The sequence below is a fragment of the Brevibacillus porteri genome (genome assembly GCF_003013475.1).
GTDB lineage: Bacteria > Bacillota > Bacilli > Brevibacillales > Brevibacillaceae > Brevibacillus > Brevibacillus porteri.
Map to the genome: position 1 here is coordinate 126,503 of NZ_PXZO01000011.1, position 20,219 is coordinate 146,721.

The following is a 20,219-nucleotide window of genomic DNA, read 5'->3' on the forward strand; positions in this document are numbered from 1 at the left end:
TTTATGGAAAAAGTCCCGTCCAAACTTGGATAGGGGTGTCGCATGAGCAGCAGTTCAATTCACCAGCAAGATAAGGAAGATGGTCAAGCAGCTTTTTATCCCCAATCTCAAGTGCACGTTGGTATAGTCTCTGAAGTCCACTGTCATTTGTCATGTCCGGTTTTTTGGAGATGATTGAAAATCGTTTCGCTGTACCATGAGAAACGGGATCGTCTTCGTAAGCGAACAAAATCTCCTCTTCCTCATCTGGCCATATGTAGATAGACTGATCGCACGTCGGACACACCGTCACATATTCGTCTCCCTCCGAAAAGGTGAGAAGCATGTTGGCAATATCTTTGTCCCCACGAAACGCAGCGTCCGCAGCCAGTATGTAGCGCTTGTCTGCATCATGCTCTCCCATCTGTGCTAGGTGAAGGATTGATTCTGTTTGCTCTGTCAGTGATAGAATGGCACGGCGGTATTCACGATAGATCTCTCTGATGGTTTCTTGATCCAATAAGGGTGTGGAATCTCGTAAAAACTCCGATGGTACATCCATATGAGGCGCATTTTCGCTACTGGCTTCGAACATGCCGCAGGTTATGAAGATTTCCAACAGAATATCAGCGCTCTCTGTTTTTAAAGCGATCTCTACTAAATAGGGGACTGCAGCATATGTACATGGATAAATCGTATTTTGATGATACAGAAGCTCCCAATACAACTCTTCTTTTTCATCGGAAAAATAGTCGTGCTGAACATGCTGGATGAGCGCAGGGACGCGATCAGACAAACCATAAGGACCTTGTAGCTTACCCCATAATGGACTTGCTAAATCTAACATTAGAACAACACCTCTCTTGCTGAAATGAGCCACTATTCCCATATCATAGTAAAACTCTCCTCATTCCGCTATAATTTGATAATGATTATCATGTGCATTTTGCGCATCGGATGGGATGGACAGAGTTGAGTTCTACAAATATTCAAGAAAACATTCTTTTTTTCGACAGAATGAATCTGGAATCACAAAATGTGGATCAGAAAACAAAACTGACCCTTCATCCAGAGATGGGCGAGGGGTATGTTCGTCGGTTTCTTCCTCGGTATGATATGGAAGTGGTTGTATCCGACTATACATTTTACCGATCACAGTGCATCTCTCTATCTACGAAAAGCCCTATGGTAGAGCTTAATTTTTGTTTAAAAGGGGAGAGAGGCATAAGCGTGCAAGGCAAAGAGCACCAGTTGCTGCCAGGACTGTGCTCGCTTCAATTCATGTCAGAAGTGGAAGCAAGGTTTGAATATGTTGGAAATGAGCCGTTCTACATGCTTGGCATCGGTATTCCTGTGTCGACCTTTCATCATTTTATGGAGGAGTCGAATGGACAGCTTTCATTGGAGAGCCTCGCTCAATTAAATCCAGACCATCTGTTCGTCATCAATAATTGGCAAGCGCCGATCCAAGGTGGAGTGAAAGAGACCTTGAAAGGAAGCAACGTCTGGAATAGCTTGAACGCCGTCAAAAACAACCAGGTTTATGAATTGGCAGACCCGTCGTTACCTGGACCGATGGCTCTTGCGAAAATAGACGGGATTGAAGAAATCATGAAAGCGATGGGAAAGCATAAATAACGGGTACGATCACCTTCCTGTATACTTAATCATAATCGGAACGAATCGGTAAGCAACTAAAGGAGATCCATACGTAATGAAAGCAGACCGTATAAATTTCCCGGCGGGATTTTGGGCGGGATTACAACGACTAGGGATTGCCCCCCTCGACCTAGCTCGCAGAGCGCGCCTGCCACTCACCATTTTTACAGAACCAGCTGTAGTCACCACTGCCCAATATTTCAGAATCTGGCAAGCGTACGCCGATCTAATTGGTGACACTGCTATGGGAATCATCAAGCTATCCACCACCTTTGAAGCGGCACAATACCCACCGACTGTTTTAGCGACCTACCATGCTCGTGACTATCGCGACGCGCTTAATCGAATGGCCCGATACAAACAACTGTGCCCTCCGGAAAGGCTGCGTATTACAGAGGAGGGCGAGCGCTGTACAATCGAATTGGAGTGGATGCACAGCGAGCAACCCGGTCCACCAGTCTTGGTTGGAACCACGCTAGCCTTTCTTCTAGAACTTGGGCGACGGGGCACTGGCACGCGTTTAACTGCACAGTCCGTGGAATTTTCTCACTCGATGGGGGATGTCACTGCTCTCGAAGCTTACTTCGGTTGCCCGATACGGATTGGTGCCACCGTTAACCGATTAACACTCCATCGACGCGATCTGGACCGCCTCTTTCTTTCGTATAACAAAGAATTGTTGGAGATATTGACACCTGTATTGAACCGATCATTGGATGAGCAGTGCAGTCATTCCATTGCGGAGATGGTCAAGTGGATCTTGAAGCGAAGTCAACAGGAGGCCGCCTTGATATTCGAGCTGTTGCCAGCGAGCTGGGCATGAGCGATCGTACCTTGCAGCGCCGTCTTACGGATGAATGCACAACGTTCAAGCAACTGTTGACACAGGCTCGGCATGAACAGGCACGAGAATACTTGGCCGACCCCAAGCTCGATATAAAAGAAGTGGCTTTCTTAATTGGATACGAAGATCAGAACTCATTTTACCGGGCCTTTCGCCTTTGGGAAGGCGATACACCTTCCAATTGGCGTTCCGAATACTTTAGGGTCAATCCCGCCGTCAAAGAATTTCCAAGCTAACCCGTTCCAAGCGGGGCTACCATTTTCCCGGTTTCACTATTTGGCGGGTAAAGCAAGAAATTTGGCGTTGTACGCTAGTTACCGAACGATCCAGACAAAGTACGATAATCTCAATTCGGAGCACTAGGATGTTCCAAGATTAACTTCTAGTCAGCTTGCCGTGAATGGCTACAAAGGAGACAAGTGTTATGGATATGGGATTAAGGAACAAAACTGCTTTCGTTACTGGATCGACGAAAGGTATTGGGAAAGCAATTGCCATAGAGCTTGCCAGAGAAGGCGTCAATGTCCTCGTTAATGGACGAAATGATGAAGAGGTAGAACGAATCGTACATGAATTGAAGTCGCAATTCCCGACTACTTCTCCTCAGAATGCTACGGCTGATATTGTGGATAGGCTGCAAAGAGAAGCTATATTTGAGAAATATCCCAATGTGGATATTCTCGTTAACAATATGGGTATTTATGAAATCATGTCCTATGAAGACGTTGACGATGAAGTATGGGAAAAATACTTCCGAACAAACGTCCTTGCCGCTAATGGATTATCTAAATTTTACTTACCGAACATGTTGAAGAACAATTATGGACGAATCATCTTTATAGCAAGTGAAGAAGCGATCATGCCTTCAGGGCAAATGCCTCAGTATTGCATGACGAAAACGATGCTATTATCACTATCAAAAAGCCTATCTAAATTAACGGTAGGAACAGAAGTCACATCCAATACAATCATGCCAGGACCAACGCTTTCCGAAAATGTATATCAAATCATCGATCGTTTGTTTCCTAATGATATGGCATTTTCGGAAAAAGAAAAGCAATTTATGGTAGCAAACCTGCCCCAATCCGAATTACAGCGGTTTATCAAGCCTTTTGAAATAGGCAGGCTCGTAGCATTCGTATCCAGCCCTTATGCAACCGCATTTAAAGGTTCACCAATCCGTATAGACGGGGGCATGGTGCCAACTATTTTTTAACTGCGATCAGAATTGCCAATATTATCATACATATGATACGATAATGTTGAAAAAGACAAGGGAGGATGTCCAGTATGATTAAAGGATTATACGAAGCACATTTACCTGTCAAAAATCTCTTGAGATCCATTGCGTTTTACAAACAGCTGGATTTGGAACTCGCTCACCAGACTGATACCATTGCTTTCTTTTGGATTGAAAAAGGGCGCAGCTGGTTAGGGTTATGGGAGACAGACCGTGTAGATACCCCTTATCACGTTTCGTTACGTCACGTTGCCTTTCAAATTGATCGCAAAGATATGGATGAAGCGAAGAAGTGGTTGGAACAGAAGGGGATAGAGGTAACAACTAGCTTCGGTTTCCCACCAGAAAAACAGCCTTACGAATTGATTTTGAGGAAGCCTTCAAAATGATGACGCTAGAGGAGTGGGATAATAGGGAAGGATAGGAAAAAAGCTGACCCGTTATATCCTCACAAGCGGGTCAGCCACGATAAATTCATTTTGGAATCTGTCTGACGCCAATCAGGAAACAGTCAGTTCCGAAATTGCTTCCCGCAACCGCTCATATGACAGCATTCGTTTTTGAAAGTCTTTGATAGGGGCTGTAATGATGATTTCCTCGATGTCGTACTGATCCTGGATGGCGATGAGCTTTTCCCGTACCGTGTCTTTCGTTCCGTGAATGACATTCGCTTCCTTTACCTCAATCGTATACGGCTCGACGGATTGAAGCCCGAATTCTTCCGCCTTTTTCAGACTGGTGACGGTTACGGTTTTTCCGCTTTGCAAATGGATTTTGGCGACTTTGCTTTCCTTTGCTAATTGAGCGGCTTCTTCTTCGGTATCGGCTACGATGACAGAAAGGGCAAGGAGTGCTTGCGGGTTGGCGATTCTGCCTGGACGAAACTGTTTTCGGTAGGCTTCCATGGCGGCTTGACTCACCGTCTCATCATGGTTGATAAACAGGGCAAATACGTATGGAATACCCCGGGAAGCAGCTAATTCTGCGCTTTCGATACTGGTACCCAATAAGAATAAATCAGCAGGCACGGGCGGAGTCGGAATGACTTTTAATCCATAAAGGGAGTGCGCAGGTATTAGCTCGTCGTGGAGAAAATGCTCGAGTTCTTCGAGTTTTTCTGCAAGAGTTCGGTTGGTTCCTGTGCTCTCCTGTTGCAGTGCTTTTGTCGATAACGGAAGCCCACCGGGAGCTCTGCCAATACCGAGATCGACGCGACCAGGTGCCAGGGAAGCCAGTACATGGAAATTTTCAGCTACTTTATACGGGCTGTAGTGTTGTAGCATTACTCCACCGGAACCGATACGGATACGTTCTGTTTTCGCCAGCAAATGGGCGATGAGCACCTCTGGTGATGAGCCGACCACATGATCTAAGTCGTGATGCTCAGACACCCAAAATCGGTGATAGCCGAGTTCTTCGGCCTTCTTGACCAAGGCAATGGTATGCAAAAATGCCTCTGTTGCCGTTTCTCCTTCTTGGATGGGACTCTGATCCAAAATGCTTAGTTTTAGCGTCATGTTGTTGTTCGCTCCTATTCGTAAAGTAAAAATAGAGGCCCCCTGATCGTACGTTTTCATGTACAAAGGGGGCCTCTGGATGTCCAGTCGGCTAATTTCATAGTTATTTGCTAGGATTTTATCGGTAACCCCATTTCATTGTCAATGACTTTTTCAATCCTTGGTAATCGTGATGCAGTGAAATTAGCTGTTGACGTGGCAAAGCTGCGAATGATAATATCCCAAGTAATCCGATGCGAATTAAAAATGTCGACCAGACAACTGGAGACTTCCTGCCAATGGGTAGGGGGTCTTTTTGTTTTTGGATCGCGCCGGAAGACAGCGTTGGGAGAAGGAGGAGTAGTACATGTCAGCCAAACAAAAAGTGATTGTATGGGGAAGAAGCGGGTGCTCATTTTGTACAGACGTCAAGGCTATTTTACAAGCGAATCAACGACCTTTCGAATGGATTGATGTAGAAGGAAAAGACGTGCTCCGCGATGTGCTGGAAGTCAAATACGGCACGCGCCTGGTCCCGGTGGTGGAAATCGGCGGGGATGGCAAATACGAAGCATTGCTTCATACAGAACTGGATCAGTTACAATCGCGATTGTCAGTCGGTAGGGGGGATCAACATGGGGAGCGTACAAGCGATTAGGGAGGAGACACATGAATCTCTTCCGTCCAACGGGAAGAAGATTGAACCGATAGAGAGCATGATTGAGTTTCACGAAGTCCATAAATCATATGAAAGTGGCGGCGCAACGATTGAGGCATTAAAAGGTGTTACGCTGAACGTGCACAGAGGCGACATTTTCGGTGTGATTGGCTTAAGCGGCGCTGGAAAAAGTACGTTGCTTCGCACGGTCAATCGATTGGAGCAGCCCACATCTGGCAGAGTGATTGTCGACGGGAATGATTTGTCTGTTTTGTCGGTCAAACATTTGCGGTCCCTGAAGAAAAACATCGGGATGATCTTTCAGCAGTTCAATTTGCTCTCTACGAAGACCGTATTTGAAAATGTAGCCATGCCGCTGCGGCTCGGAACCACTTCGCACAAGGAAATCCAGGAACGCGTAGGCGAGCTCCTGTCATTTGTAGGCTTAACAGAAAAAGCGCAGAGCTATCCCAATCAGCTATCCGGCGGACAAAAGCAACGCGTCGGGATCGCACGTGCACTGGCGACCAATCCGTCCATTTTGCTGAGCGACGAAGCAACCTCGGCATTGGACCCGCAAACGACCGCGTCCATTCTGGAATTACTCACAAGAGTGAACGAGGAATACAACGTCACCATTCTCATGATTACCCATGAAATGAATGTCATCAAAGAGGTTTGCAACCGTGTTGCGGTCATGGAGCAAGGCGCTGTCGTGGAACAAGGAAATGTCTTGGAGGTATTTGCGAATCCTCAGACAGAGACGGCTCGCCATTTTGTCAAATCAGTGGTACGTGACGACATTCCATCCAGTGTTTACAAGCTTCTTGAAGCGAATCAAGGAAGATCCAAGATCCTCCATATTCGTTTTATCGGAGAAAGCTCTGGTCAACCGATGCTCTCGCAAGTAGCGAAGCGATTTGCCAGTGACGTCCATGTCCTATTCGGAAACATTACCGAGCTGCAAGGAGTCCCATTTGGCAATTTGATTGTCGAATTACAGGGAAGCGAACGAGAAATTGCCCGCGCATACCAATACATCCTGCAACAAAACGTCACGGTTAAGGAGATTTCATAGCGATGGAAGTCACATCCGACCAAGTCATCCAAGCCGTATACGAAACGATTTACATGGTGAGCGTTTCGCTCGTGTTTGCGACAATGATAGGCCTTCCGCTCGGCGTTTTGCTCGTGGTCACGCGCAAGGGCCACATTTTAGAGAATCCGTTGATTTTTTCGATCTTGAATCCGATCATCAATGTCCTTCGTTCGGTTCCATTTATCATATTGCTGGTGGCGATTATCCCGTTGACGAGGCTGATTGTCGGGACCTCTATCGGCACGACAGCGGCGATTGTGCCGCTCATCATCTACAGCGGACCTTACATGGCTCGCTTGGTGGAAAACTCCTTGCTAGAAGTAAACGCAGGGATCATCGAAGCCGCAGAAGCGATGGGAGCAACGCCATTACAGATCATTTTTCGCTTTCTCATCCCGGAAACACTCGGGTCGATTATTCTCAGCATCACGACAGCTACCATCGGCTTAATCGGAGCCACAGCCATGGCTGGTGCAATCGGTGGCGGAGGGATTGGAGACTTGGCGATTACATACGGATATCAGCGGTTCAGCACCATGACAATTGTTGCGACCGTCGTCATCCTCGTCGTGCTTGTCCAAGGGATTCAATCATTCGGCAACGTGCTGGCCCGTAAAATTCGCCGGAACTAAGGCAACAGAAGAGACAGGAGAGAACCAGCGATGAAAAAAGTAGCGCTTACCCTACTATGCGCCTTGATAGCCATGCTCGCAGTCGGTTGCGGAAAAACAGAGGAACAGACAGGGCTTACAATCGGCATTCGCGGGTCGGAAAGCCGTACGTGGGACTTCGTGAAGGAGCAGGCGGCAAAAGAAGGACTGCAAATTGAATTGGTTTCATTCAACGCGAATGTCAATCCGAATACCGTCTTGCTCGATGGGGAAATCGACGCCAATGCATTTCAACACGTCGCTTTTTTAGACCAATTCAATACGAAAAACAACTCGCAAATCGTGCCCGTTGGTTCCACGATCATTGCACCCCTCGGAATCTACTCCGATAAGTTCAAAAAAATCGAAGAAATACCGGACAGGGCAAAGATCGCCGTACCGAACGATGACTCCAACTGGGGACGTGCCTTGCTACTGCTCCAAGAGGCTGGATTGATTCAAGTCGTGGACAATTTCGATGGATTTGGTGGGGCGGATAAGATCAAGGCGAATCCCAAGCATTTAGAAATTGTCCCCGTCGATGGTGCAACGACTCCTCGTGTCATGAAGGATGTGGCGGCCTCCATTATCAATAACGGTGTAGCAGTCGAGGCTGGTTTTCTATTAAAAGACGCTGTGTTTCACGAAAGCAAAACGGCGAAGCCATACATCAACGTAATTGCGACGACAAAAGAAAAGGCAAACAGGGAGGACGTAAAAAAGCTGGTGGCGATCTACCAGTCCCAAATCGTATCAAATTTTATCACGGAGACGTATAAAGGAAACTACATCCCGACGCAAGTAACTGTTGAAGAACTGAACGATTTTAAACAATCGTTTAAGTCTAAGCCATAACGCGAACGAATGGGAGAAGAGCAGATGGAAAAGCGACAAATTCACTTATCCGCTTACTTAGTTGGTACGGGCATACATGTATCGTCATGGCGGTTACCGACAGCGAAAAGAAATGCGAGTATCGACATCGATTATTACAAGCAACTGGCTCAGACGGCAGAGCGTGGGAAGTTTGACATCGCCTTTATTGCAGACAGCTTGGCAGTCAATGAAGCTTCGCATCCGAATATTCTCAACCGTTTTGAACCAATCACGTTATTGGCAGCTCTAGCCGGGGCTACGTCCAAAATCGGTCTCGTCGCGACTGCATCTACCACGTACCACGAGCCTTACAATCTGGCTCGGCTGTTCGCTTCTGTTGATCATATCAGCAATGGTCGCGCAGGCTGGAATATGGTCACAACGGGTGATGCAACAGGAGAAACGGGGCGCAACTTCAGCCGTACGTCCCATGTTCCACACGATCAACGCTACGTGCAAGCAGAAGAATTCATCGATGTCGTGCAGGGCTTGTGGGATTCGTGGGAAGATGACGCATTTGTGCAAGACAAAGCGACGGGTGTGTTTTTTGATCCAGAAAAAATGCACAGACTTCATTACAAAGGGCAACATTACACCGTACAAGGACCGCTGAATATCGGCAGGTCCAAGCAAGGACAGCCTGTCATCGTGCAAGCGGGAGCATCGGAGCCAGGACAACGACTGGCAGCACGAACAGCAGAAGTCGTCTTTTCGCACGTTAAAGATTTCGAGCGTGCCAAGAAGTTTTATCACAGCCTGAAAAGTAAGATGCCTGATTACGGTCGCACGCCAGATGAATTGCACATTTTGCAAGGCATATCCCCGATCATTGCGGATACGAAGGAAGAGGCAGAGGCGATTTATGAGCAGTTGCATGACTTATTGCTGCCAGAACAAGGCTTGCGATTTTTGTCAGGTTATTTAGGCAAAGTCGATTTCAGCAAGTATTCGCTCGATACGACAGCTGCGGAAGTCATTTTTCCAGAAGAGAATGGCATCCAGAGTCATTTCGAATGGATGACAGAGCTGATCCGTCAAAAGAATCCGACCTTGCGCCAGTTGTATGCGCTACTTGAAGGAGGAAGCAATCGGGAATGGATCGGAACCCCTGAACAAATCGCAGACGCGATGGAAAAATGGTTTGCCCAAGGGGCGGCAGATGGATTCATGTTCATCGCTCCGATTCTCCCGCATGGCTTGGAGGTGTTTGTCGACAAGGTCATCCCGATTTTGCAAGAAAGAGGGCTTTATCGCCTCGAGTACGAGGGCGATACGCTACGAGATCATCTGCAATTGAAAAAGCCGCTCAATCGGTTCCAGGTCCGAAACAAACAATTGACAGAAAGGAGATAGTGCAGTGGGAACAGGTATAGAGGCATTACGATCAACGGAACTGGAGTCAAAGCTGATTGCGATACGCAGACAATTGCATCAATATCCCGAGGTTGCCTACGAAGAGTTCGAAACCACTCGCGCTATTCGTGAATGGCTAGAGGAAGCGGATATTCGTATCATCGATCTCCCGCTGCAAACAGGCGTAGTGGCAGAAATAGGCGTGAACAATAGCGGGCCGATCATTGCCCTACGCGCAGATATGGATGCATTGCCGATTCAAGAGGAAACAGGTTTGCCGTACGCATCGAAAATCCCAGGGAAAATGCATGCTTGCGGTCATGACTTCCACACGGCGGTCATCCTCGGAGCCGCTTATTTATTGAAGCAACAGGAAAAGACACTCGCAGGAACAGTGAGGCTTCTTTTCCAACCCGCAGAAGAAAAGGGAACAGGTGCGAGGCAATTGGTGGAGAGGGGCGCGCTGGAAGGGGTTCAGGCGATCTTTGGCTTGCACAACAAACCTGATCTGGAAGTCGGGACCATCGGGATTAAACCGGGACCGCTGATGGCGAGCGTAGATGGCTTCGAGATCGATGTGGAAGGGATCGGTACGCACGCAGCTATCCCACATGCCGGGGTCGATCCAATCGTGGCAGCTTCGCAAATCGTCACGGCTTTGCAATCGATTGTCAGTAGAAATGTAAGTCCGTTGGATAACGCTGTCGTGAGCGTGACGACCATTCACGGCGGAACGACTTGGAATGTGATACCTGACAAAGTCGTTCTTGGCGGTACGATCCGTACTTTTCAAGAGGAGGTACGTGCGCGAATTCCCGATCGCTTGCGTGCGATTATCGAGGGAGTGGCGTCAGCCTATGGTGCCAAAGTTCATCTGCGCTGGATTGCAGGACCACCACCTGTTCACAATGACGAGAAGCTGACGAAACTGTCCATCGATGTAGCAAAAAAGGTAGGCTTGCAAGTCGTAACGCCCAATCCGTCTACTGCTGGAGAAGATTTTGCTTACTATCAATTGAAAATACCGGGCTCCTTCGTTTTTTTCGGTACATCCGGTACCGAGGTATGGCATCATCCCGGATTTACGCTGGATGAACGGGCACTTTTACCTGGCGCTCATTATTTTGCCGAACTGGCTGCTAGCGCATTAAAGGACAGGTGAACGAATGGTAAACATCCAGAGCCTCACGAAATCATACAAAACCCCAAAAGGAGACATCCCTGTTTTGCAGGACATCCATTTACAAATTGAAAAAGGAGATATTTTCGGGATCATCGGGTTTTCAGGCGCGGGTAAATCAACCCTGATTCGTTGTCTCAATCGGCTGGAGGAGCCAGATTCTGGGACGATTGAGATCGGAGGCAGAGTGATTACTGATTTAGCCGAGAAAGAACTGCGACAGGCAAGGCAGAAAATCGGCATGATTTTTCAGCAGTTTCATCTGCTGGATGCAAAAACGGTCTATCAAAACGTCGCTTTCCCTTTGGAGGTAGCTGGACATCCGAGGCCATACATTCATCAGCGCGTAAGGGAAATAGTAGATCTCGTACAACTCGGAGACAAGGAAAACACATATCCGTCCCAGCTTAGCGGCGGTCAAAAGCAGCGTGTCGGGATAGCCAGGGCGCTGGTCAATTCCCCTGATTTGCTGCTGAGTGACGAAGCGACATCCGCGCTCGATCCGCAGACGACGTATTCGATTCTGGAGCTGTTGAAGGAGATCAATCGCCAGTTAAAGCTGACGATTGTGCTCATCACGCACGAGCTGGATGTGCTTCAGCACGTATGCAACAACATGGCGGTCATCGAAAACGGCAGAATCGTCGAGACCGGGAGTGTGGAGAAGTTTTTCCTTCATCCGGAAAGTGATACCGCTAAGCGATTTGTCCATATTATCGACTATTACCGTGACAAGCGCCATGTAATGGAAGGAGTCGGGGCGGGTATATGAACGCAGATTTGGTTGACTTACTAAGGGAAGGATTACTTGAGACGCTTTACATGGTGTTTTGGTCATCCTTGTTCGCTCTTTTGATCGGAATGGTTTTGGGAATCACCCTCGTCGTGACGGAAAAGGGCGGCCTTCTCGAATCACCAAAACTGAGTAAAGTGATCGGGTCAATAATAAATGGCGTTCGGTCTCTTCCTTTCATTATTCTGATCGTGTTGCTACTGCCGTTGTCGAGACTCATTGTGGGAACTTCGCTCGGGCCGACAGCTGCTATTGTCTCTTTATCCATTGGTGCAGCACCATTTTTGGCGCGTATCATTGAAAACTCACTCAAGGAAGTAAGTGCAGGGAAGATGGAAGCAGCCAAATCCGTCGGAGCTTCGCCCATCACAATCATTTTCCGCGTGCTCATTCCGGAAGCGATGCCAGCCTTAGTGCGAGGTGTCACGATTGGGATTATCGGCATTACGGAATTTACCGCAGTAGCTGGGGCAATCGGTGCTGGGGGACTAGGCAGCTTGGCCATTCGCTTTGGCTACCAACGTTTTCGAGAAGATGTTCTCATCGCAACCGTGATCATTATCATTCTGCTTGTCCAAGTCATTCAATGGTCAGGGGATTCGATCGTCAAAGCGATCCATAAGAAACGCTACAAGTTTGAATAAAGCAAGGATTCAAGCTGTATGAAACCAGGGGAGTGGAAAGCATGGGGAAAAAGAGTCTCGGAATGATCGTTGGATTATTTACCGCTGTTAGCTTGGCGGTCGCAGGGTGCTCAACATCAGCCTCCTCTAGTAACAGCACGGGTCAAGCGACAGAACCGAAGAAAGAAGTCACCTTGAAAGTTGGAGCCGCGCCTGTCCCGCATGCTGAAATACTGGAGTTCATCAAGCCAAAGCTCAAAGAGCAAGGAGTAAACTTGGAAGTGGTCGTGCTAGACGACGAGGGCCAACTGAATCCCGCCCTAAAAGAGAAGCAAATCGACGCGAATTTCTTCCAGCACGTGCCGTATTTGGATTCGGTCAAAAACGAACAAGCCTATGATTTTGTCGTCACGACGAAAGTTCACGTGGAGCCAATCGGATTTTATTCAGACAAATTGGGTTCGAAGGACGAAATCAAGGAAGGTGCGAAAATTGGCATTCCAAACAACCCGTCCAACGAATACCGGGCGTTGATTCTGTTACAAGAACAAGGCTGGATCAAGTTAAAAGGCGGTCTAACCAATTACGCCGCAACTCCGAAAGACATAGCAGATAATCCGAAAAAACTGGAATTCGTAGAAGTAGAAGCAGCTACCTTACCCCGGGTGCTACCCGATCTCGCGGGAGCCGTCATCAATACGAACATCGTTCTCGAAGCAAAGCTTGATCCGAAAAGCGCTTTATTTCGTGAAGGTGCGAATTCCCCCTATGCGAACGTGATTACGGTGGGAAAAGGAGACGAGAATCGGGAAGAAATCAAAAAGCTGGACGCTGCTTTGACTTCAGCCGAGGTCAAAAAGTTCATCGAGGACAAATACGGTGTTGCCGTCGTACCCGCCTTTTAACTCATCGAATGGGAGTGCGCGTGAGACATGAGAGGAATCCACATAGGCAATCTATGCATTCGTGATGCAAGAGTCGAGGACCGCGATCAGATTGAGGAGCATCTACTCGAAGCCTACCAGCAATATGAGCAGCATTTATCCGCCGTGAAATGGGAGCGATATAAAAAAGAAATCAGGCAATCCGTAACAAACAGTAGGACTCTCGCCTTCATCGTTGCGGTCTTGGACAGCGAAATAGTAGGCAGCGTTCAGCTATTTGTTTCCTCAGAAGCCGCTTATGCCAAGCCAGAACTCGGCATCGATTCCCCCATCATACGGTTTCTGGCCGTTTCACCGAAAGCGAGGGGGCGTGGTATTGCGGCACAGCTAATTGCGGAAAGCATCCATCGCATGCAAAGACTAGGAGCAACGACGCTTCATCTCCATACAACAGACATGATGGCATCTGCAATCAAATTGTACGAACGCCTGGGATTTACGAGAGCCATAGAGAAAGACTTTTCAAACGAGGAAACACTTGTGAAAAGCTACTGGCTGCGACTGTAAGAAAGATATACAAAAGTCCTGATGCCTCTGTTCATCAGGACTTTGTCTTTGCTTACTTTGTTTGGAACGAACAGAAAATCTCCAGGTAGTGTGCATTGTACATGATGCCGAGGACATTCCCAAATGGATCAAGGACCGAAGCCGTTATGAATCCGTCACCACGCTGGATCAGGGGTTCGTACTCTCTTGCTCCCATGGATAAAAGCTTATCGAGTACGGATTCAATATCGTCGACGTGCCAATACATCACAGCGCCACCCAGACCAGGTACCGCAGCAACAGGTGCGAAACGGCGGTCAATGAGGCCTAGTTCGTGCTGGTAGTCTCCAATGCGAAACTCGACATAGGCGAGCTGTCCATCCGATCCAGACCGCTCGAAGTACGGCGCAATGCCCAGTAGTTCGGTGTACCACTTTTTTGCCGCCTGCACATCATCCGCCCAATAACTGATTGTAGCAAAGCCCCGCAAGGTTTGGTTGTGACTCATCATCGAAGTTCCTCCTTTAAATGGATGGTACTTCCGATTATAAGGACCAATTACTGACAACAGTCTGTCAGTAGTTTGCAATTCTTTCCCCTTAACTGTACTTACTCAGCACATCAAAAAACTCTTTCAGAAAATGATAAAAAAGCTTTTCAGAAGGGGGGAGCTCACGGTTGTTGGGGATGATAATGCCCACTGTTCGTGTCACCAACGGTTCACTGATTGGGATCTTCACTGTCTCACGAGGAACGTTATCCGTTAATGTAAGCTCTGGCAACAAAGTGACGCCCAACCCTGCCGCCACCAACCCTTTAATGGCATCGATGTCTTCCCCTTCAAAAGCAACTTGAGGAGAAAAGCCCATTTGCGAGCAAGCATTGACAGCGATATTGCGAAGGATGAAACCGGGTGGAAACAACACAAAAGTATCTTCCTGCAACTGACTGAGACGCAAGCTCGGTTGCTTTGATAGCGGGTGCTTCGCGGGCAGTAGCGCGACGATATTTTCAGCAAAGAAGATGTGGCTGCGCACATTTTTTTCCTGAGTGGGAACAGGCCCAAGAAAAGCCAAGTCGATTTCACCGTTGATGACCGAATTGATCAGTCCCTGATAAGAGCCTTGCTTTAATTGAAACCCGATGTCCGGATACCGAGCTCGAAAACCGGAGATGACCGTCGGCAGGGGATTGGCGGCGAGGCTGCTCGTAAAACCAACACGAATCGTGCCACGTGAAGGGTCGAGGAACTCCTCAATCTTCTCTTTTGCCTTTTCAATTTCGCTCATCGCCATTTCGACGTGCTGCAAGAAGATTTTTCCAACTGCCGTCAGCTTGATATTGCGACCTTCGCGGAGGAACAGCGACACACCGATCTCCTCCTCCAGATTGGCGATTTGCCGACTGAGGGCAGACTGGGCGACGTGCAAATGATGTGAGGCTTCGGTGAAGTGCTCTCGTTTGGCAACCTCGATGAAGTATTGAATCTGTCGTAGCTCCATGAATACCCCCACCTTACCCATTTATCTCGATTTGAGATAGATTTTGCATAAATTATATATTGTTTGTATCGTTTCACTCAATCTAAAATTAACATACCAGAGAGAGCAAGGAGAGTGGAGATACATGACGACACAAGGAATGCCTGCTAAGCAAGGGTTATACGATCCGATTTTCGAACATGACGCTTGCGGAATTGGTTTTATTGCAAATTTGAAATCGAAATCGACGCATGATATGGTCCGAAAGGGTCTGAAAATTCTGTGCCAGTTGGAACATCGCGGCGGTCAAGGCAGTGATCCGGAAACGGGAGACGGTGCAGGGATTTTAACGCAAATTCCACACGGCTTTTTCAAAAAGACCTGTAAAGAGCTGAATATCACGCTGCCAGCGCTAGGCAAATACGGTGTAGGTATGCTGTTTCTTCCGATGGATGAAGCGAAGCGGCAAAAGTATGAAGCTCAGCTGGAGGCGATTGTCGCAGCAGAGGGACAAAAGCTGCTCGGCTGGAGAACAGTGCCTGTCGATGCGACGAAAATTGGCAAAACGGCTGTAGCGAGTCAGCCTTATGTCCGCCAAGTATTCATCGGAGCCAGCTCGAATATACAGGACCAAATGGCATTTGAACGGAAGCTGTACGTCATTCGCAAGCAGGTGGAACAGGCAACAGGTGCTGATTTTTACGCCGCTTCCATGTCTTCGCGTACGATTGTCTATAAAGGATTGCTCACACCAGGACAACTGGATGCTTTTTATCTCGATTTGCAAGATAATTCTTACACTTCTGTCTTCTCAGTCGTTCACTCGCGTTTCAGCACGAACACATTCCCTACATGGGAGAGGGCACACCCGAATCGTTATTTGATTCACAACGGGGAAATCAACACCTTGCAAGGAAACATGAACTGGATGATGGCTCGTGAAAAAATGTTCCAGTCCGAGGCGTTTGGTGCTGATTTGGCAAAAGTGGTGCCAGTCATTAATAGGGCGGGTAGTGATTCAGCGATTTTGGATAACTGCGTGGAGTTTTTCTCGCTGGCAGGTCGTTCCTTGCCGCATGTCGCGATGATGATGATTCCTGAACCGTGGGATCAGGATGAGCGAATCGACGAAAATAAGAAAGCTTTTTACGAGTACCATAGCTGCCTCATGGAGCCGTGGGATGGTCCAACAGCTATTTCTTTCACGGATGGTAGACATATCGGTGCGATTCTCGATCGAAACGGATTGCGACCAGCGAGATACTATGTGACATCAGATGATACGATTATTTTCTCATCAGAGGTTGGAGTTCTCGAAGTACCAGATGAAACGATTGTCCAGAAAGGACGGCTTAGCCCTGGACGGATGCTGCTCGTCGATCTCGAAGAAGGCAGAATCGTATCTGACGAGGAAATCAAGCAAAAAATCGCAAGTGAACAGCCATATAAGGAGTGGGTGAAAAATAACCTGCATGCTATCGAGGATTTACCGGCAGCAGGTCGCAAGGAGGAGCTGCAAGAAGATAGCCTGCTTGCGCACCAAAAAGCGTTTGGCTATACACAGGAGGAAGTCGACAAGGTACTAGCCCCAATGGTTGCTGAGCAGAAAGACCCCATTGGTTCGATGGGCGTAGACACACCACTCGCGGTACTGTCTGATCGCGCACAGCTTTTGTACCACTATTTCAAACAGTCATTCGCCCAAGTCACGAATCCGCCAATTGATGCGCTACGGGAGGCTTGCGTAACTTCGACCCATACTGTGCTTGGCGCGGAAGGAAACCTCTTGGCACCGGATGCGAGCAATTGCCGCAGAATTCGTTTGACCAATCCTTTGATCTCCAATCAAGAGCTGGCAATGCTTCGCGCGAATCCATTCCAAGAGTTCAAGGCGAAATCATTGTCGATACTCTTCCCGGCGCAAGGGGGAGAGCAAGGACTGGAGCTGGCACTTGATCAATTGTTCGCTTCGGCGGATGAAGCAATTGCTGCTGGCTACACCTTGCTGATTTTATCAGATCGCGGAATGAATCAAGATTTGGCTGCGATCCCTGCCTTGCTCGCTGGAAGCGGACTTCATCATCATCTCGTCCGCGCAGGAACACGTACCAAAGCGAGCATCATCATCGAATCCGGAGAACCACGTGATGTACACCAGTTCGCCATGCTGATTGGTTACGGTGCCGACGCGATCAACCCATACGTCGCCATCTCAACTGTAAACAGTCTGGTTGAATCGGGTAGGCTGAAGGATCTCACCAGAGACGAAGCAGTCGAAGTATACCTGCAATCAGCTGTAGAGGGTGTCGTAAAAGTCATGTCCAAGATGGGCATTTCGACTATTCAGAGCTACCGCGGCGCACAAATTTTTGAAGCGGTGGGCATCCATTCTACCGTCATAGATCGCTATTTTAGCCGTACGCCTTCTCAGATTTCGGGGATCGGACTGGATGTGATTGCGCAAGAGACGTTGATTCGCCATGCGAAAGCATTTTTGCCAGAGCATTCCGAGGAAGCATTGGAGGCAGGGAGCGATTTTCAGTTCCGCCGTGACGGTGAGTTCCACCTGTTCAATCCGAAGACGGTTCATGCCCTGCAAAAAGCTTGTCGGGAAGGCAGCTATGAGCAGTACAAAATCTATGCGGAGCAAGCGACAGCACAACAATTCGTAGCCCTGCGACATTTGCTCGATTTCAAGTCCAATCGACAGCCGATCCCGCTAAACGAGGTAGAATCTGTTGACTCCATTGTTCATCGCTTTAAAACGGGGGCGATGTCATACGGCTCTCTCAGCAAAGAAGCGCATGAGACCTTAGCGATTGCCATGAACCGTTTGGGTGCGAAAAGCAACAGTGGGGAAGGTGGCGAAGATTCGGCACGTTACATCATGGATGAAAACGGAGATTTGCGACGCAGTGCCATTAAGCAGGTCGCATCAGGACGCTTTGGCGTATCCAGTCATTACTTGGTCAATGCCTCAGAGATCCAAATTAAGATGGCACAAGGAGCAAAGCCGGGCGAAGGCGGTCAATTGCCAGGAAGCAAAGTCTACCCATGGATTGCCGAAGTGCGCGGATCGACACCAGGAGTTGGACTCATTTCGCCGCCGCCTCATCACGATATTTATTCAATCGAGGATTTGGCACAGCTGATTTTTGACTTGAAAAATGCGAATCCACGTGCGCGAATCAGCGTGAAGCTCGTATCCAAGGCTGGAGTCGGAACGATTGCGGCTGGTGTAGCGAAAGGTCTTGCAGATGTCATTGTGGTCAGTGGACACGATGGAGGCACAGGCGCTTCCCCAAAATCAAGCATCAAGCACGCAGGACTGCCATGGGAACTCGGTCTTGCTGAGACACATCAGACACTCTTGCTGAACCAATTGCGCGACCGTGTGGTTCTGGAAACGGACGGCAAACTGATGACGGGACGCGATGTCGTCATTGCAGCTCTACTCGGTGCGGAGGAATTCGGCTTCGCTACGGCACCACTTGTTTCCATAGGGTGTGTCATGGCTCGCGTATGTCACCTCGATACATGCCCAGTGGGTGTGGCGACACAAAATCCCGAGCTGCGCAAACGGTTTAAAGGCGATCCGCAGCACGCCGTGAATTTCATGCGTCTCGTTGCCCGTGAAGTTCGTGAGATTATGGCGGAGCTGGGCTATCACTCCATCGAGTCGATGGTCGGGCAGAGCCATGTGCTGAAGATGAGCGACAAGGCAAAAGATCATTGGAAAGCCAAGCACGTTGATTTGTCTGCGCTCTTGTTCCAACCGGATGTTTCCGAGGAAGTGGGCCGCTATCATCAACGCAACCAAGATCACAAGCTGGAAGAAACGCTGGATCGTCAAAAACTACTCAAGCTGTGCAAGCCAGCATTGAATAAACAGCAGCAGGTAGAGGCAAAGCTCGCTATCACCAATACGAATCGCGTAGTCGGTACGATCTTGGGCAGCGAGGTAACCAAACGTTTTGGCGAACACGGTCTGCCGGAGGATACAATACGCCTGCATTTTACTGGCTCGGCAGGTCAAAGCTTCGGGGCATTTGTTCCTAGAGGGATCACGCTTCATCTTGAGGGAGATGCGAATGACTACGTAGGAAAAGGGTTGTCGGGCGGCAAAATTTCGGTCGCACCATCGAAAAAAAGCAAATTCACTCCCGAGCACAACATGATTATCGGAAACGTTGCGTTCTACGGAGCGACCTCTGGGGAGGCGTATATCAACGGGATGGCTGGTGAGCGATTCTGCGTTCGCAACAGCGGAGTGACTGCAGTCGTTGAAGGAGTAGGCGACCATGGCTGCGAGTACATGACAGGAGGACGTGTCGTTGTTCTCGGCCCAGTCGGTAAAAACTTTGCAGCAGGCATGTCAGGCGGTACTGCCTACGTTCTGGTCGAGGATAAAGAGAAGTTTGCTGCGACGTGCAATCAGGAGATGGTACTCCTGGAGACACTGGAAGATCAACGGGAAATCGCTCGAGTCAAACGCTTGCTAGAAAACCACGTCAGCCACACAGGCAGCCGTCATGCACAAGCTTTGCTCGATGAGTGGGAACGTACCGTCCAACAGTTTGTCAAAGTCATTCCAAAAGATTACAAGCAAATCGTCTCCACGATGGAGGAGTTGGAGAAATCCGGTATGAAACGCCAAGAGGCGATTTTGGCCGCTTTTGAAATGAGCCAGAAGAAAGGCGATGCCAAAGCACCGAAAAAGAAAGTGCCCGAGCAATCCTTTGTCTCTGTGGGCAAATAAGGAGAAAAGCCGATGACTTATGTTGTGAGTCGTCGGCTTTTCTTTTGGTAACCAATCCCTTGTCCATGACGTCATAGGGTTAGGTATAAGATTTTGCTA

General features: G+C 48.5%; 18 protein-coding genes and 1 pseudogene. 15 read left to right on the forward strand and 4 right to left on the reverse strand.

Annotated features, from left to right (window positions below; translation table 11 throughout):
• Position 1: 1 nt before the first annotated feature.
• On the reverse strand, positions 2 to 826 hold the full coding sequence (locus tag C7R92_RS08610) for a hypothetical protein (protein ID WP_106833928.1): 825 nt from the start codon (positions 824 to 826) through the stop codon (positions 2 to 4).
• Between the two features lie 92 nt (positions 827 to 918).
• On the opposite strand from C7R92_RS08610, the gene C7R92_RS08615 reads away from it, so the two are divergent.
• The 4 genes and pseudogenes from C7R92_RS08615 (at position 919) to C7R92_RS08630 (ending at position 4,111) form a co-directional block, all read left to right on the forward strand.
• Positions 919 to 1,617, forward strand: coding sequence for a substrate-binding domain-containing protein (locus tag C7R92_RS08615; RefSeq protein ID WP_106833929.1), 699 nt, complete (start codon positions 919 to 921; stop codon positions 1,615 to 1,617).
• A 76-nt stretch (positions 1,618 to 1,693) separates the two neighbouring features.
• Positions 1,694 to 2,718, forward strand: a pseudogene (locus C7R92_RS08620) (AraC family transcriptional regulator).
• A 188-nt stretch (positions 2,719 to 2,906) separates the two neighbouring features.
• The gene (locus C7R92_RS08625; protein WP_106833930.1) at positions 2,907 to 3,698 is read left to right on the forward strand and encodes an SDR family NAD(P)-dependent oxidoreductase; all 792 of its coding nucleotides are present in this window, start codon (positions 2,907 to 2,909) and stop codon (positions 3,696 to 3,698) included.
• A 74-nt stretch (positions 3,699 to 3,772) separates the two neighbouring features.
• Positions 3,773 to 4,111 (forward strand): VOC family protein, encoded by a 339-nt coding sequence (locus tag C7R92_RS08630; protein ID WP_106833931.1) that lies wholly within the window; start codon positions 3,773 to 3,775, stop codon positions 4,109 to 4,111.
• A gap of 111 nt (positions 4,112 to 4,222) precedes the next feature.
• On the opposite strand, the gene C7R92_RS08635 is transcribed toward C7R92_RS08630, so the two are convergent.
• Complete coding sequence (locus tag C7R92_RS08635; RefSeq protein ID WP_106833932.1) at positions 4,223 to 5,239, reverse strand: LLM class flavin-dependent oxidoreductase; 1,017 nt, start codon at positions 5,237 to 5,239, stop codon at positions 4,223 to 4,225.
• Between the two features lie 346 nt (positions 5,240 to 5,585).
• On the opposite strand from C7R92_RS08635, the gene C7R92_RS08640 reads away from it, so the two are divergent.
• Genes C7R92_RS08640 through C7R92_RS08685 form a run of 10 tightly spaced genes read left to right on the forward strand, consistent with a single transcriptional unit; the run spans position 5,586 to position 13,901 of the window.
• Positions 5,586 to 5,876, forward strand: coding sequence for a glutaredoxin family protein (locus tag C7R92_RS08640; RefSeq protein WP_069845492.1), 291 nt, complete (start codon positions 5,586 to 5,588; stop codon positions 5,874 to 5,876).
• A gap of 58 nt (positions 5,877 to 5,934) precedes the next feature.
• A complete protein-coding gene (locus tag C7R92_RS08645) occupies positions 5,935 to 6,954 on the forward strand; it encodes a methionine ABC transporter ATP-binding protein (protein WP_106834015.1) in 1,020 nt (339 codons plus the stop codon).
• Between the two features lie 2 nt (positions 6,955 to 6,956).
• A complete protein-coding gene (locus tag C7R92_RS08650) occupies positions 6,957 to 7,607 on the forward strand; it encodes a methionine ABC transporter permease (protein ID WP_106833933.1) in 651 nt (216 codons plus the stop codon).
• A 30-nt stretch (positions 7,608 to 7,637) separates the two neighbouring features.
• The gene (locus C7R92_RS08655) at positions 7,638 to 8,480 is read left to right on the forward strand and encodes a MetQ/NlpA family ABC transporter substrate-binding protein (RefSeq protein ID WP_106833934.1); all 843 of its coding nucleotides are present in this window, start codon (positions 7,638 to 7,640) and stop codon (positions 8,478 to 8,480) included.
• 24 nt (positions 8,481 to 8,504) lie between these two features.
• Positions 8,505 to 9,854 (forward strand): LLM class flavin-dependent oxidoreductase, encoded by a 1,350-nt coding sequence (locus tag C7R92_RS08660; RefSeq protein ID WP_106833935.1) that lies wholly within the window; start codon positions 8,505 to 8,507, stop codon positions 9,852 to 9,854.
• 4 nt (positions 9,855 to 9,858) lie between these two features.
• Positions 9,859 to 11,016, forward strand: a complete 1,158-nt coding sequence (locus C7R92_RS08665) for a M20 peptidase aminoacylase family protein (protein WP_106833936.1) — start codon at positions 9,859 to 9,861, stop codon at positions 11,014 to 11,016.
• Positions 11,017 to 11,020: 4 nt separating this feature from the next.
• Complete coding sequence (locus C7R92_RS08670; RefSeq protein WP_106833937.1) at positions 11,021 to 11,806, forward strand: methionine ABC transporter ATP-binding protein; 786 nt, start codon at positions 11,021 to 11,023, stop codon at positions 11,804 to 11,806.
• Positions 11,803 to 12,471 (forward strand): methionine ABC transporter permease, encoded by a 669-nt coding sequence (locus C7R92_RS08675; protein ID WP_106833938.1) that lies wholly within the window; start codon positions 11,803 to 11,805, stop codon positions 12,469 to 12,471. Before C7R92_RS08670 ends, C7R92_RS08675 begins: the two co-directional genes overlap by 4 nt.
• A 41-nt stretch (positions 12,472 to 12,512) precedes the next feature.
• Complete coding sequence (locus C7R92_RS08680; protein WP_106833939.1) at positions 12,513 to 13,355, forward strand: MetQ/NlpA family ABC transporter substrate-binding protein; 843 nt, start codon at positions 12,513 to 12,515, stop codon at positions 13,353 to 13,355.
• Positions 13,356 to 13,382: 27 nt separating this feature from the next.
• Positions 13,383 to 13,901 (forward strand): GNAT family N-acetyltransferase, encoded by a 519-nt coding sequence (locus C7R92_RS08685; RefSeq protein ID WP_106833940.1) that lies wholly within the window; start codon positions 13,383 to 13,385, stop codon positions 13,899 to 13,901.
• 52 nt (positions 13,902 to 13,953) lie between these two features.
• On the opposite strand, the gene C7R92_RS08690 is transcribed toward C7R92_RS08685, so the two are convergent.
• Both C7R92_RS08690 and gltC read right to left on the reverse strand, forming a co-directional pair.
• Positions 13,954 to 14,388 (reverse strand): VOC family protein, encoded by a 435-nt coding sequence (locus C7R92_RS08690; RefSeq protein WP_106834016.1) that lies wholly within the window; start codon positions 14,386 to 14,388, stop codon positions 13,954 to 13,956.
• A 91-nt stretch (positions 14,389 to 14,479) separates the two neighbouring features.
• The gene (gene gltC / locus C7R92_RS08695; protein ID WP_106833941.1) at positions 14,480 to 15,382 is read right to left on the reverse strand and encodes a glutamate biosynthesis transcriptional regulator GltC; all 903 of its coding nucleotides are present in this window, start codon (positions 15,380 to 15,382) and stop codon (positions 14,480 to 14,482) included.
• Positions 15,383 to 15,506: 124 nt separating this feature from the next.
• On the opposite strand from gltC, the gene gltB reads away from it, so the two are divergent.
• A complete protein-coding gene (gene gltB, locus C7R92_RS08700; RefSeq protein WP_106833942.1) occupies positions 15,507 to 20,120 on the forward strand; it encodes a glutamate synthase large subunit in 4,614 nt (1,537 codons plus the stop codon).
• The last annotated feature ends 99 nt before the right edge of the window (positions 20,121 to 20,219 follow it).

Coding starts and splice junctions, on each gene's coding strand:
- C7R92_RS08610 (WP_106833928.1), bottom strand. CDS start 826: ATGTTAGATTTAGCAAGTCCATTATGGGGTAAGCTACAAGGTCCTTAT.
- C7R92_RS08625 (WP_106833930.1), top strand. CDS start 2,907: ATGGATATGGGATTAAGGAACAAAACTGCTTTCGTTACTGGATCGACG.
- C7R92_RS08630 (WP_106833931.1), top strand. CDS start 3,773: ATGATTAAAGGATTATACGAAGCACATTTACCTGTCAAAAATCTCTTG.
- C7R92_RS08635 (WP_106833932.1), bottom strand. CDS start 5,239: ATGACGCTAAAACTAAGCATTTTGGATCAGAGTCCCATCCAAGAAGGA.
- C7R92_RS08640 (WP_069845492.1), top strand. CDS start 5,586: ATGTCAGCCAAACAAAAAGTGATTGTATGGGGAAGAAGCGGGTGCTCA.
- C7R92_RS08645 (WP_106834015.1), top strand. CDS start 5,935: ATGATTGAGTTTCACGAAGTCCATAAATCATATGAAAGTGGCGGCGCA.
- C7R92_RS08650 (WP_106833933.1), top strand. CDS start 6,957: ATGGAAGTCACATCCGACCAAGTCATCCAAGCCGTATACGAAACGATT.
- C7R92_RS08655 (WP_106833934.1), top strand. CDS start 7,638: ATGAAAAAAGTAGCGCTTACCCTACTATGCGCCTTGATAGCCATGCTC.
- C7R92_RS08660 (WP_106833935.1), top strand. CDS start 8,505: ATGGAAAAGCGACAAATTCACTTATCCGCTTACTTAGTTGGTACGGGC.
- C7R92_RS08670 (WP_106833937.1), top strand. CDS start 11,021: ATGGTAAACATCCAGAGCCTCACGAAATCATACAAAACCCCAAAAGGA.
- C7R92_RS08675 (WP_106833938.1), top strand. CDS start 11,803: ATGAACGCAGATTTGGTTGACTTACTAAGGGAAGGATTACTTGAGACG.
- C7R92_RS08680 (WP_106833939.1), top strand. CDS start 12,513: ATGGGGAAAAAGAGTCTCGGAATGATCGTTGGATTATTTACCGCTGTT.
- C7R92_RS08685 (WP_106833940.1), top strand. CDS start 13,383: ATGAGAGGAATCCACATAGGCAATCTATGCATTCGTGATGCAAGAGTC.
- C7R92_RS08690 (WP_106834016.1), bottom strand. CDS start 14,388: ATGAGTCACAACCAAACCTTGCGGGGCTTTGCTACAATCAGTTATTGG.
- gltC (WP_106833941.1), bottom strand. CDS start 15,382: ATGGAGCTACGACAGATTCAATACTTCATCGAGGTTGCCAAACGAGAG.
- gltB (WP_106833942.1), top strand. CDS start 15,507: ATGACGACACAAGGAATGCCTGCTAAGCAAGGGTTATACGATCCGATT.